A 13,574-nucleotide genomic window follows, 5' to 3' on the forward strand; every position below is an offset into this window, starting at 1 on the left:
GACCGGTCAGGCCAGCCACTCGTCGGGCTTGGTGTCGTAGTCGATGTCGTCGGCCGCGAGGTGGTCGACGGCGTCCCACGGGAGTTCCTCGACGGTGACCTCGTCGCCGTCGTAGCGGATCAGCCGCCCCACCTCCTCGGGCTCCGGTTCGCGATCCCGGCGCTTCGCGACCTCCACGTCGTGCTCGTCGAACTCCTTGACGATGGTCTTCAGGTTCACCGGCCGGCCCCAGAGTTCGAACACGCGCTTCAGCGTGTCCTTGGCCTGGCCGATGTCGAGCATGACGCCGTTGTACTGGTGGGCCAGCAGCAGTTCGTTGCGGTTGTTGTAGTTGCCGTCCTCGACGACGACGGTGGGCTTGCCGAAGTTGGTGAACTGCAGCATCAGCTTCTTCTTCACGTCGGTGTAGTCCGTCGAGGTGACGCGGTAGTCGCCGGTCGACTGGGTGTACTCGTAGGTGAAGTAGTCGTTCTCGTCGACGAACTCCTGGGTGAGGAACTCGTCGAGGAAGGTCACGTCGTTGTGGCTCTCGCGGATCTCGCGCATCCGGTCCCAGCCGCGGGCGTGGTCGACGTTCGCGAGCGCCTCCTCGACGGAGCCGTACCGCGAGTCGTCGAACATGTACCGGGAGACGCGCTCTAACTCCTCCTGGCTCACTCTGGAGATAACCCCGCGGTTCTGGGGCTTGGTCAGCGAGTAGTGGCGTTCGGCCAGCCCCTCGTAGGTCAGCACCTTCCACGGGTAGGTCTCGGCGTCGATCTCGCCCCCTCTGGCTGCTTCGAGCGCCTCGGCGTCGACGCGGGGGTCGTCGGGGTCCAGGTCGTCGAGGTGTTCGACCACCGAGGCCACTTCGGGGTCGGGTTCGATCAGGTCCAGCACCCGCTCGAAGTCGACGGTGTCGTGGAAGTTGCGCCAGGTGATCCCGTCGACCCGGAGCAGGTGCTCGACGACCTCGCGGCGGTTCGTGGTGTTCTCGACGTACTGCCAGATCTCCAGGCCGAGCTTGTAGGGGTTGAGTCCCGACGAGCCCAGCACCTTCGCCATGTGGTCGGCGTAGAGGACGAACTCGTCGTCGCCCGCGAAGTTCTCGCCGGTCATCATCGCCGACTCCCAGTAGGCGGCCCACCCCTCGTTCATGACCTTCGTCATCTTCTGGGGGGCGAAGTAGTACGCCTCCCGGCGGAGCATCTCCAGGACCTCCTTCTGCCAGTCGGCCATCTCGGTGGCCTTCGCGGCGTCGCCGTCGTACTGCATCCCGTGCTTGCGGAGGAACCCGAGCACGTCCTTCTCCGGTTCGGCCGGGAAGGAGGCGCCGTCCTCGTCGTCGGCCTGGGCCTCCAGCCACTCCTCGCTGAAGACCTGGCCCTTCACCTCGTCCGAGAGGTCCAGCTCCTCCAGCTGTTCGGACACGTCGGCGGTGTCGTGCTCGTCGATGAGGTCGATCCGGGTGTCGATGGGCTCGTAGGGGACGTGCTGGTCGATGTTGTCCTCCAGCGTGAGCACGTGGTCGATCCACTTCTCGACCGCCCCGCGGTCGATCTCGGGGTCGGTCATGAACTCCTCGATGGCGTCTGCGTGACGCGCCAGCATCGCCGCGGCGTTGGGGCTCCGCGTGCGGCGTTCGCCGCCCGCGTCGTCGGCGTCCCCCTGGGACGCCCAGCCCGCGAACATCCCGAACCACTCGTTGTTCGCGAAGAAGTCCGCGTGGGCCTCGACGTGGGTGATCACGGCCTTCTGGTCGGCCAGGGTGTTCGACTCCTGGAGGAAGGCGTGGGAGGGGTCGTCGTTGTTGACGATCTCGAAGGCCTTGCCGCCGAGGAACTGCCCCTGTTTCTGCTGGCGGTCGTACTGCATGCCCCACCGCCAGTGGGGGTAGCGCTGCTGGAACCCGCCGTAGGCGATGAGCTCGTTCATCTCGTCGTAGTCGACGATCCAGTAGTTCACCTCGTAGGGGTCGAGCCCGAGCTTGCGGGCGAGGTTGCTCGCCTCGTCGACCGGCTCCTCGAGGTCGGCGGCGATACGCTGGGCCTCGATCCGGTCGTCCATCGGGCGGCTCATGGTCGGTCCTCCGTGGTCGGGCAGTTCATTGTGAGTCCTCCTCGGTGCTGAGGATGTCGTAGATGGCGTCGACCACGTCGTCCGGCCCGGAGACGTAGGCGACGGCCACGTCGTCGGCGTCGCGGAAGTTCCGCTCGACCTCCTCGGCGTGGGTCGCGTTGATCGCGTTCCCGCTCGGCTGGGTCTCCACGTAGGCGTGGAGGTTGGCCGGGATCTGCTCCATCAGCGGGATGACGTGCTCCTCGGTGTCGTTCGAGGAGTTCTCGGAGTCGCCCGCGGCGAACACGTACCGGTTCCACTCGCTCCAGGGGTACTCCTCCAGCAACTCGGCGGCGAGTTCGTAGGCGCTGGAGATGCGCGTCCCGCCGCCGCTGCGGATGCCGAAGAACTCGTCGCGCTCGACCTCCCAGGCGTCGGCGTCGTGGGCGATGTAGACGAACTCGGCGTTGTCGTACTTGCCCTGGAGGTACCAGTCCAGCGGGGTGAAGGTCCGCTCGACCAGTTCCCGTTTCTTCTGGCGCATCGACCCCGACACGTCGCGGATGTTGACGACGACGACGTTCTTCTCCCGTTCCTCGACGATCTCGGGGTAGCGGTAGCGCTCGTCCTCCCGGCGGAAGGGTACCTCCTCGATGCCCTCCCGGCGGATGCGCTGGGCGGTGTCGACCCGCTCGGTCTCGGCCTCCATCTCCGCCAGGCTCCCCCACGTCGTCTTCTCGTCGTCGGGGATCTCGGCGTAGGCCTCCTCGATCCAGGCCCGCGAGACGGGCATGTTCTCGCCGCGGGCCCACTCGAAGACCCGCGCCGGTCCCCAGCCGTCGATCTTCAGCGCCTCGCGGACGTAGTCGCGGTCGAAGTCCATCGCGAGCTTGCGCTTCAGCCCCTGTTTGAACAGCCGCTCGAAGTCCAGCGTCGACGTGGGTCCCGAGCGGGTGATGTCCGTGAAGTCGCCCTCGGTCTCCTCGATCACCTTCTTGCCCTTCGGTTCGAGGTCGAGGCCGAGCTGCTCGTCCAGTTCCTGGGCGAACTCCTCGGGGTCCATCTCGTAGTACTCGTGTTCGCCGCCCTCCTCGCCGGGGTCGCCGTCCTCGTCGCCGTCGTCGCCGGGCTGGGGCTCGGCGTCGACGGGGTCGCCCTCCTCGGCGTCGCCCTGACCGACTCCGCCCTGGTCGCGCTGGTCGTAGGCGAACTCCGGCAGGTCGACGATCTTGATCGGCACCCGGACCGAATCGGGCCGGCTCTGGCCGAGGTCGCCGTACTGGATGAACTCCGACAGGTCCTGCCGGCGCTGCTCGCCGACCTCGCGGTACCGCTCAAGGTCCTCTCTCAGCCCCATGGTTCGCCTCCGGTTCTCAGTCCCATTTGTAACTCACCTGGCTCATGACGTGGCGGCTGGTCAGCTCCGCCGACGCGGCGCTGTAGCCGAACATTTCCTGCATATTCTCCACGGTCTTCTCCTTGAGGTCGGCCGTCTCGGTGCCGCTCGGCGGCTCGTCCCACTGCCGGGGGTCGAAGTCCTCGTAGGCCCGCTTCACGTCGTCCCACGAGTGGCTGCCCAGCACCGTCTGGATGACCGGGATCTCCTTGGGCGAGACGTCCTCGACGTGGAACTCCTCGTCCCGCCGCTGCCACGCGTGGCGATTGAGCGCGGTGATGATCTTCTCCTCGCGGAACGCCTCGACGGCGTCGTCGGGGCGATTGCCCGCGTAGTTGTCCTCGTCGAAGCGGCCGAGGTGCTCGACCTCGAAGACCTTCATCTTCAGCGGGTCCGGGTCGACGTACTCGCCGCGCTCGTTCTCGATGCGCTCGTCGGTCGACCACGCGTAGACGTGCTCGATGTACTCCTCGACGGTGGCCTCGTCGACGCGCTTGTCGCGCATCATCGCGTCGAGCACGTCCGACTCCTGCTCGCCGAAGACGTGGTTCTTCACGGGGACGACCCGCTCCTCGAAGTCCGCCGCCTCGGCGTTCGAGAAGACGGGCGCCGCCGACAGATCCTCGGCCATCGCGTTGAGGATGTCCCGTGGCATGACGACGTGCTCGACCGGCAGGTCGGCGTGGTGGCGGTCCTGCTCGCGGTGGAACAGGTCGGCGATCTCGTCGCGCGTGTACGTGACGGGGATGCCGTGGTCGCCGTCGGTGCCCTCGTCGGTGAACTCGAACTCGTCGGCCTCGACACGCTCGTCGCCCTCCTGGAGATATCCGCGGTCGAACAGCAGGGCCTTGTCCACGAGGTCGTGGCCGTTGGGCACGTCGCTCACGTCGAGTCTGGTGACGACGGCGTACAGCGCCGCCGCCTCTAGGGCGTGCGGGGCGAGTTCCTTCGCGTTGACCTCGTCGTTCTCGTCGCGGACGTGGACGGTCAGCGGCTCCTGGATCCACTCCTCCAGCTCGCTCCAGGAGTCGGCGTCCCAGACTTCGGTCTCGTCGGTCAGCTCCCGCCGGAGCAGCTCGGTCTCCAGCGAGAGGTTGGTCAGGTAGGTGAACTCGTGTTTGTCGAGCCGCCGTTTCAGCGCCTTCAGCGGGTCCTGGCCCTCGCGGTCGGCGTGCTGGTTGAGCTGGGCTTCCAGGTCGGGATTCGAGATGATGATCATCTGGGTGTCGATGTCCATCCCGATGCCCTTGTCCAGCTTCACCGACTTCTCGTCGGGGACGTTCAGCAGCTTCTGCAGCAGGTCGGCGTGCTGGGCGGCGTCCTCGACGACGGTGAGCAGGCCGTTGCCCTGCGAGAGCACGCCGTCGTAGGAGAACGCCTGGGGGTTCTTGCGCCCGCGAGAGTCCAGTTCTTGGAGCATGCCGCGCATCCACGAGCCGACGAGTCGCTCCTTGGGCGGCCCCTCGTCCTCGGAGTGGAGGACGCCGATCCCCTGGCCCACGTCGACGACGTAGTTCTTCACGCGGAGGTGCTGGGGGTCGGTGATCGCCGAGAACAGCTCCTCGACGCCCTGGCGGCGGTAATGTTCCTCCAGGTAGTCGTAGGCCTCCCGGCAGAACGGGTCGAGTTCGCTCTCGGCGCGGACCGGGATGTGGTCGTCCAGTCCGTCGTTGATCCGGGCGACCAGGTCCGCGCGCACGTCCTGCGGGAACACCGAGAGGGGATGGGACTGGACGGGACTCTCGTACCAGTCGTCCTCGTCGGCGACGGGCTCGTCGGCGTAGGTCAGGCCCGCGCCGTCCTCGCTGGCGCCGGCGACGTTCCACTCGACGGTGTAGCGCCGGCCCTCGTCGGTCTTCGAGTACTCGCGCAGCCCGTTGATGAGACAGCGCTTCAGCTCGGACTTGCCCGTCGCCGTGGGGCCGTCGAGCCAGACGATCTTCTCGTCTTTGCCGCGGCCGGCGGCGATCGAGCGCAGGTCGTCGACGAAGGCGTTGAGCACCTCGGTGTTGCCGAGGATGGCGTGCTCGCCGTCGTTGTGCGGGTCGTCGAAGAAGCGGTAGCGCTCCTTCTGCTCGCCCTCCTCGATGACGGTGCGAGTACCGGCGGCCTCGATGGCGCTGAGCAGGTACTTCGAGGCGTGGGCGGCCAGCCCGGGCCGTTCGAGCACGAGGTCGACGTACTCGGCGAGGCTCCGGGGCTCCTCGTAGGTGCGGTCGAGCGAGCGGTCGGCCTCGCCGATGAAGTCGTGTCCGCTCATGTCACTCTTCCATCTCGCTCTTCGCGACCTCCGCACCGGCGAACTCTAGCACCTCCCGCGCGCCCTCCTCGGAGTAGCCCTGCTCGATGAGCGCGTCGATCCACTCGTTGCGCTCGTCGTCGTCCATCTCGCCGCTGGAGACCAGCGCGCTGAAGTTGATGTTGTGCTTCTTGTCCTCCCAGAGCTTGCGCTCCAGGGCGCGCCGCAGTCGGTCGTTGTCCTGGGGGTTGAACGTGTCTCCTTCGCGCGCGCGACGCGAGACCCAGTTGGACACTTCCTGGCGGAAGTCGTCCTTGCGGTCCTCGGGGAGGTCGAGTTTCTCCTCGACCCCCCGGAGGAACTGCTCGTCCGGTTCCTGCTCGCGACCCGTAATTTCGTCCTCGACGGTGTCGTCGTCGATGTAGGCCATGACGTGGTCCATGTACTTCTCGCCCTGGCGCTGGATCTCGTCGACGTCGTAGGCTAAGGCGTGGCGCACGTCCTCGATGGCCCGCTCCTTGTACTCCTCGCGGACGAGTTCGAGGTAGCGGTGGTAGGTCTCGAACCGGTCTTCGGGGATCGAGCCGTGGTTCTCGATGTTCGCTTCGAGGTGGTTGAAGGTGGTCAGCGGCGAGAGGAAGTCCCGCGAGCGGTGCATCGAGTCCATGATCGCCTCGGCGATCTCGTCGCCGATGAAGCGGGGTGAGACTCCCTCCATGCCCTCGCCGATCTCGGCCTTCTCCGCGGCCTCGTCGCGGAGCTTCTTCACGTCGATGTCCTCGGCCTCGTCGATCTCGCCATTATAGGCCTTGGCCTTCTGGACGAGCGTGACGTTGCCGGTGTCGGGCTCCTCGATGCGGGTGAGCACGCCGAACAGGCCGGCCATCTCCAGGGTGTGGGGCTCGACGATGATGTCGGGCAGGTCGGCGTTGTTCAGCATCTTCTCGTAGATGCGGGCCTCCTCCTCGTACTGGAGGACGTACGGGAAGTCGATCCGCTTGGTGCGGTCGTTGAACGCCTCCATCTTCTCGTCGCCCTTCTTGTCCTTGTACTCGGGCATGTTCGTCCGCCCGACGATCACCTGGTCGATGTCGATCCGGGGGTTGTTCTTCGGCTTGATCGTCTGTTCCTGCGTGGCGTGCAGGAAGTCGTAGAGGAACTCCCGCTGGAGTTTCAGCAGCTCCTCGCCGGAGAAGATGCCCCGGTTGGCGTTACAGAACGCCCCCGAGTAGTCGAACGCGCGGGGGTCGGACTCGCCGTAGACGGCGATCTTCGAGTAGTTGACGTCGCCGGTCAGCTCCGTCTCGTCCTGGTTTTTCTTGTCCTTGGGCTCGAACGTCTCGATGGCCTGGCGCATGTTCTCGTCGGCGATCAGGCGGATGATCTCGACGTGGTTCTCCAGGACCTGCTGGAGGTCGTCGTCGTAGTGGGCCAGCAGCCGGTCCATGTAGAACTCGCTGGCCGGGTCCAGCGCCTGTTCGTTGCGGATGGTGTAGGGAGCGTCCAGCTCCTCGTTGATGTCCTCGATGACCCGGTCCCGTTGCTCCTGGGGGAGCAAGACGAGCGGGTCCTGGTTCATCGGGGAGCGGACGGTGTCGTCGGCGGGGTCCTGGTCTGGGATGACGTCACAGAGGTTGGTCCACCGGAAGGTGTACATCCGCCCGGCCTCGGAGCGGGTGTAGTCCTCGTAGTAGCGGCGGACCTGGCGGTCGAAGTCCGATTTCCCGGAACCGACCGGGCCGAGCAGGAGCTTGATGCGCTTTTGCGGACCGAGCCCGCGCGCGCCGGATTTCACCTTGTTGACGAACTCGTGGATCGACTCGTGGACGATCCGCCCGTAGAAGGTGTTCTCGCCGTCGTTCAACGGATCCTCCGAGGCGAGTTTGTACTCGACGACGCCGGCGTCCTCGTCGTACTCGGTGCCGTAGTAGTCGAACATGTCGGCAACGCGCTGGTGGGCGTTGCGGGCGATCGTGGGCTCGTCGTAGAGCTGGTCTAAGTACGCGTCGAACGACCGGTGCTCCCGGAGGTCCGCGGGGATCGTGTCTCTGTACTCTCGACTCAGCTCTTCGAGGGTTTCCTGTGTCATGCTATCACGGACAGTTCGCGTCGAACTGTACTTGCGTCAGCGCGCTCGTGCTGACGGTTCGCGACCGGCGAAGGCCGCTCGTGGTCCGGCGCATCGCTCCCGGGACTGCCCGCTCGGCCCATGGGGCGGCGTCGCTCGACGATCGGGTGCCGTCGAAACCGCCGGGGCGAGTCCGTTGTCACGTGTGAACACCTACCAGCCGCGAATCGCGCGGGCGACCCTGCGGCGTCTGCGGCAGCGTACCGTGGAGCAACCACCGATACTAATATTATATGAGTTCTACTTACTTAAAAACCTTTCCGCGGTACCGGTATCTCACGCCGTTAATTCCCGAACGAGAAGTTCGAAAATAGCACGAGGGGATCCGATTCGTGTGACTCATACCCACGCACGTTCACTGGGGTATATAAATGACCGGCGATTCGTCCGGGTCAGAACGGTTCTAGTTGGCGATCCACGGACCCCGTTCGAGGCGGCCGACCCGCGTGCTCCGGTCGGAGCGTGCTCGGCGCCGACCGCGGGACTCTTTGGCCGCGGGCGCCCACCGGGGAACATGGCATTCGAGGGGCTGGCCGACGACTGGGTGGTCTGGTCGGACGAGTCCGAGAAGGCCGTGCTGGCCTACCGGCCGGACGTGTTCGACGGCGGGGAGTTTCCCGCGCCGTGTCTGCCCACCATCTACCTCACGAAGGGGCGCCGCAGTCGCCATCCCGGCACCCGGACCCGGCCGAGCGACCCCTGGGTCGTCACGCTCTACCTCGAACCGGAGGTGAACCGCTCGCCCGAGGAGTACGACACCCGCGGGGCCGCCGAGGCCGGGGCTGTCGAGCTGGCCGAGCGGTTCGCCGACGGCGGCGTCGACTACCGCGACCTCTACCAGGTACCTCGCGAGCGATACTTCGGGAAGCTCGACGAGTTGACCGGCCGCGGGGACTGAGACGCCCGTTCCCGTGGCGCGGGCTCCCGGCCCGCCGGGGGCCCTCGGCCGGTCGCGGTTCCCCTGGCGGGTCGCGGCCGGGGAACTTAATCCGCGTCGCCGCCAACCCTCGTGCATGTCGACGCTCACGCTCGTCGGGTCTCGTCTGGCCGAACCCGGACAGGAGTTCGTCTACCGGGGCGAGGCGAGCGCCTGCGACGGGTGCCCGTACCGCGACCAGTGTCTCACCCTCACCGAGGGCCGCCGGTATCGCGTGGACTCCGTCCGCGAGGACGGGAGCACGCTCGACTGCGGCGTCCACGACTCGGGCGTCGTCGCCGTCGACGTCGTCCCCGCGAGCGTGCGCGCGAACGTCGCCAGCGCCAGCGCCTACGCCGGGAGCAAGGTGTCGCTGGAGGGTCCCTGCCCGCACACCGACTGTCCGAGCCACGAACTGTGCGAACCGGAGGGCGTCGAGTTCGACGAACAGCGCCGCATCGAGACGGTCGTCGGCGACCCGCCCCACGACTTCTGCGCGCTGGACCGGGAGCTGACGACCGTCGAGTTCGAGGCCCACGAGGAGTAACTACGTCGCCGCGGCGCGCGGTCAGTCCGACAGCGTACCGACGCGCTCGGCGGTGTAGCCGAACACATCCTCGTAACCGTACGCCGACAGCAAAACGGGGTGGAAGTCCTCCTCGGCGATCACGGGCTCGCCGTCGGCCGTCGCGATCGTCTCGCCCGCCACGACCTCCTCGAAGTTCTCGACGAACACCTCGTACTCCTCGGCGGCGGCCTTCGGGACCGGGTCGCCCAGCCGGAAGACGGGCAGGTCCGCCTGGCGGGGCGCCCCCTCGTCGGGGAGGGCGCCGGTTGCGGCCAGGAACTCCCGGACGACCCGATGGGCGTTCTCCGTCGCCGTGTCGGAGCCCTGGTAGCCGCACTCGACCTCGACCGTCTCGGGGGCCACCTCGAAGATCCGCCCCTCGGCGTGGCCCGTCTCGACGACCGCGTCGATCGACAGGCGGGGGCAGACCTCGCGGGCGAGCTCGCGGACCTCGTCGACCAGCGCGAACATCCCGCCGTACGACTGTGTGGTGTGCAGCGCCAGCGTCACGCAGTCGCGGAGTTCCTCGCCGAGCTCGTGAGCCAGCCGTATCTCGTGGCTCCGCCCGTCGGCCCGGCCGGGGAACGACCGGTTCAGGTCCGCCTCGACGTAGCGCTCGCCGCGCTCGATAGCCTCCTCGTTGGCGACCACGAGTTTCACCGGCCGCGCCACCTCGGGGCGGTCCGCCATGAGGCGCTCGACCGCCCTGACGCCGGCGGGCTCGTCACCGTGGATCCCGCCGACGACCGCGATCTCCGGCCGGCCGTCGCCAAGCGTCTCGACTCGCATTCGCCCCGATATTACGGCGTCGGCTGTTTATATTGGTGTGTTTCGTCCCGGGCGTGCTACCGACAGCTCGACCGGGGCGACACCAGGTGGGACCCCTCGTCGCAGTCCGCGCACGCGGGCCGGCCCGCCCCGCGCACGCGACACGGGCCGAGGGCGACACACGATCGACGAGGCTGGCGCGACGAAGCCGACGCGCTCGACACGCGCGACCCGCGGGGTTCGCGTCGAGTCAACTCCCCGCGGCTGCGCGCGCCCCGGCCGTCCCAGGGGCGTTCCGACGGCAACTCCTGTCGCCGGGCCAACCGGATCCGCCCCTCCGCCGCGAACCTGTCACTGACGGCGCCGATCGGGCCGACTCTCCTACATAAATCCGTCCATTCGATCCCGTCGGAGAGCGCTTCTAACGCGTGTTTTTCCCTCACATGGCGACCCTCGCTTCGTAAGGGTTTTACAGTCGACACCCATCCGTTGGAATACGTTCGACGCGCGGTGGAAGCGGGGTCACCCGTGGTCCGCCGTGCTCGACACATGCGGGACGAGAGACAGCCCCCGACGCCCGGTTTCACACTTAAACCCGGCGCGGCCGCGACGGCCGCTCCGGTGCCGTCGTGTGATTCCGGACGAAGGTGGACGCGTCTTTCGGAACCATTAAGTGGGGTAACCCACTACGATGATATCCGCACGAGGGACGGCGGGCGACACCCGGTCGCCGGCTGTCCGACCCATGAGGATTCCACCCCTGCGGTCCGCCGTACAGATGGGATCTGATGTGAGCCCTGACAGTTCGGTGATACCCGACGCGGTGCGACGACGGTGTCACCGACTGACGGACCAGACATACACGCACACGTTGACTACGTGTGCTACACGTTGATAGCGTGTCTCCGCCAGATCCCGGCCTCGCCGGGAACATTCCGGTTGATCCTGCCGGAGGCCATTGCTATCGGAGTTCGACTTAGCCATGCTAGTCGCACGGGTTCAGGCCCGTGGCAAATAGCTCAGTAACACGTGGCCAAACTGCCCTGCAGACTGGGATAACCTCGGGAAACTGAGGCTAAGCCCGGATGGGACTTCCGAGCTGGAGTGCCGGGAGCCCGAAACGCTACGGCGCTGCAGGATGTGGCTGCGGCCGATTAGGTAGACGGTGGGGTAACGGCCCACCGTGCCGATAATCGGTACAGGTTGTGAGAGCAAGAGCCTGGAGACGGAATCTGAGACAAGATTCCGGGCCCTACGGGGCGCAGCAGGCGCGAAACCTTTACACTGCACGACAGTGCGATAGGGGAACTCCGAGTGCGAGGGCATAGAGCCCTCGCTTTTCTGCACCGTAAGGTGGTGCAGGAACAAGTGCTGGGCAAGACCGGTGCCAGCCGCCGCGGTAATACCGGCAGCACGAGTGATGGCCGATCTTATTGGGCCTAAAGCGTCCGTAGCTGGCCGTGCAAGTCCGTCGGGAAATCCAGTGGCTCAACCTCTGGGCTTCCGGCGGAAACTGCTCGGCTTGGGACCGGAAGACTCGAGGGGTACGTTCGGGGTAGGAGTGAAATCCCGTAATCCTGAACGGACCACCGATGGCGAAAGCACCTCGAGAGCACGGATCCGACAGTGAGGGACGAAAGCTAGGGTCTCGAACCGGATTAGATACCCGGGTAGTCCTAGCTGTTAACGATGCCCGCTCGGTTCGGCGCAGGCTACGAGCCTGTGCCGCGCCTCAGTGAAGACGTAAGCGGGCCGCCTGGGAAGTACGTCCGCAAGGATGAAACTTAAAGGAATTGGCGGGGGAGCACTACAACCGGAGGAGCCTGCGGTTTAATTGGACTCAACGCCGGACATCTCACCAGCACCGACAACGGTAATGATGGTCAGGTTGATGACCTTACCCGACGCCGTTGAGAGGAGGTGCATGGCCGCCGTCAGCTCGTACCGTGAGGCATCCTGTTAAGTCAGGCAACGAGCGAGACCCGCGTCCGTAATTGCCAGCGGCACCCATGTGGTGGCCGGGTACATTACGGAGACTGCCACGGCTAACGTGGAGGAAGGAACGGGCAACGGTAGGTCAGCATGCCCCGAATGTGCTGGGCAACACGCGGGCTACAATGGCCTGGACAATGGGTGACTACACCGAGAGGTGACGTTAATCCCCTAAACCGGGTCGTAGTTCGGATTGAGGACTGAAACTCGCCCTCATGAAGCTGGATTCGGTAGTAATCGCGTGTCAGAAGCGCGCGGTGAATACGTCCCTGCTCCTTGCACACACCGCCCGTCAAATCACCCGAGTGGGGTCCGGATGAGGCCTGGATACCCAGGTCGAATCTGGGCTCCGCAAGGGGGATTAAGTCGTAACAAGGTAGCCGTAGAGGAATCTGCGGCTGGATCACCTCCTACTGACCGGGACCGGGGCGTTGCCCCGGCCCACCTCGCCTGCCATGTCGGCAGGCACCCGGTGACCGTCGACCGCGCCGGTCGGGCACCGAACTGTCAGGGCTCACGTTCCCTCTCACGAGGGAGACCGAGGCTCACTGGCAGCCCACCATCTCGGTGGCTCGGTTCGACTCCGAGTCGGTCCATACACGGGCCCTGTGCCCGTCGAACTGATGCACCATCCCGCGAAAGCGCGGTTGGGAAGGGTTCGATGTCGTCCCCGCAACCGACGGGGGCGAGCGATGACGACCGTGTGTACGTGCAATCCAGACGTCAACTGGATCCGTATCATCGGGATACGTGTATCCGACAAGTGGCTACTATGCCACCTGGTGAATGGCTCGGCTCGAGTGCCGACGAAGGACGTGCCAAGCTGCGATAAGCCTGCGGGAGCTGCATGGAAGCGAAGAACGCAGGATCTCCGAATGGGAATCCCCACCGCAATTGCTTCGCGCAATGGGGAACGCCGGGAATTGAAACATCTTAGTACCGGTCGGAAAAGAAATCAATCGAGATATCGTCAGTAACCGCGAGTGAACGCGATACAGCCCAAACCGAAGGCTTCGGCCAATGTGGTGTATTGGGCCGGCAATCAGCGTCCGAACCTTTCCGTGAAGTCTCCTGGAACGGAGCGTGACACAGGGTGAAAACCCCGTAACGGGAAGTAGTACGACGTGCGCCGGTTCCGGAGTAGCGGGGGTTGGAAATCCCTCGTGAATACGGCAGGCATCTACTGCCAAGGCTAAATACTCCTCGAGACCGATAGCGAACAAGTAGCGCGAGCGAACGCTGAAAAGTACCCTCAGAAGGGAGGCGAAACAGGGCCTGAAATCAGGTGGCGATGGAGCGACGGGGCATGAAAGGCCCGTTCGAAAACGACCCGCGGGCGACCGCGTAGTAGGACCGAACGGGAGCCGATGTTCCGTCGTACGTTTTGAAAAACGAACCAGGGAGTGTGTCCGTTTGGCGAGTCTAACCCGTTCCGCGGGGAAGGCACAGGGAAACCGACATGGCCGCAGCGCTTTGCGCCAGGGCCGCCGTGTTCAAGCGCGGGGAGTCAAACTGACACGACCCGAAACC

The 13,574-nt window shown here is 65.7% G+C and carries 7 protein-coding genes and 2 rRNA genes; 4 read left to right on the forward strand and 5 right to left on the reverse strand.

Annotated features, from left to right (window positions below):
* Positions 1 to 6: 6 nt before the first annotated feature.
* Genes ACMGFG_RS16595 through ACMGFG_RS16610 form a run of 4 tightly spaced genes read right to left on the reverse strand, consistent with a single transcriptional unit; the run spans position 7 to position 7,761 of the window.
* Complete coding sequence (locus ACMGFG_RS16595) at positions 7 to 2,046, reverse strand: SpoVR family protein (RefSeq protein WP_436931444.1); 2,040 nt, start codon at positions 2,044 to 2,046, stop codon at positions 7 to 9.
* A 37-nt stretch (positions 2,047 to 2,083) separates the two neighbouring features.
* A complete protein-coding gene (locus ACMGFG_RS16600; protein ID WP_436931434.1) occupies positions 2,084 to 3,394 on the reverse strand; it encodes a YeaH/YhbH family protein in 1,311 nt (436 codons plus the stop codon).
* 16 nt (positions 3,395 to 3,410) lie between these two features.
* On the reverse strand, positions 3,411 to 5,693 hold the full coding sequence (locus ACMGFG_RS16605) for a PrkA family serine protein kinase (RefSeq protein ID WP_436931435.1): 2,283 nt from the start codon (positions 5,691 to 5,693) through the stop codon (positions 3,411 to 3,413).
* Between the two features lies 1 nt (position 5,694).
* Positions 5,695 to 7,761: a PrkA family serine protein kinase gene (locus ACMGFG_RS16610; protein ID WP_436931436.1), complete on the reverse strand. Its 2,067-nt coding sequence runs from the start codon at positions 7,759 to 7,761 to the stop codon at positions 5,695 to 5,697.
* Positions 7,762 to 8,314: 553 nt separating this feature from the next.
* On the opposite strand from ACMGFG_RS16610, the gene ACMGFG_RS16615 reads away from it, so the two are divergent.
* Complete coding sequence (locus ACMGFG_RS16615; RefSeq protein ID WP_436931437.1) at positions 8,315 to 8,698, forward strand: DUF5820 family protein; 384 nt, start codon at positions 8,315 to 8,317, stop codon at positions 8,696 to 8,698.
* Between the two features lie 115 nt (positions 8,699 to 8,813).
* Positions 8,814 to 9,263, forward strand: a complete 450-nt coding sequence (locus ACMGFG_RS16620; RefSeq protein WP_436931438.1) for a UPF0179 family protein — start codon at positions 8,814 to 8,816, stop codon at positions 9,261 to 9,263.
* 21 nt (positions 9,264 to 9,284) lie between these two features.
* Here ACMGFG_RS16620 and ACMGFG_RS16625 read toward each other — a convergent pair whose 3' ends face one another.
* Entirely contained in the window at positions 9,285 to 10,073 is a 789-nt protein-coding gene (locus tag ACMGFG_RS16625) for a M14 family metallopeptidase (RefSeq protein WP_436931439.1), read from the reverse strand.
* 911 nt (positions 10,074 to 10,984) lie between these two features.
* On the opposite strand from ACMGFG_RS16625, the gene ACMGFG_RS16630 reads away from it, so the two are divergent.
* Both ACMGFG_RS16630 and ACMGFG_RS16635 read left to right on the forward strand, forming a co-directional pair.
* Positions 10,985 to 12,456 (forward strand): 16S ribosomal RNA (locus ACMGFG_RS16630).
* Positions 12,457 to 12,802: 346 nt separating this feature from the next.
* Positions 12,803 to 13,574: ribosomal RNA gene (locus ACMGFG_RS16635) — 23S ribosomal RNA — on the forward strand; the annotation flags it as partial.

It is taken from the genome of Halosimplex halobium, assembly GCF_051414055.1.
Taxonomy (GTDB): domain Archaea; phylum Halobacteriota; class Halobacteria; order Halobacteriales; family Haloarculaceae; genus Halosimplex; species Halosimplex halobium.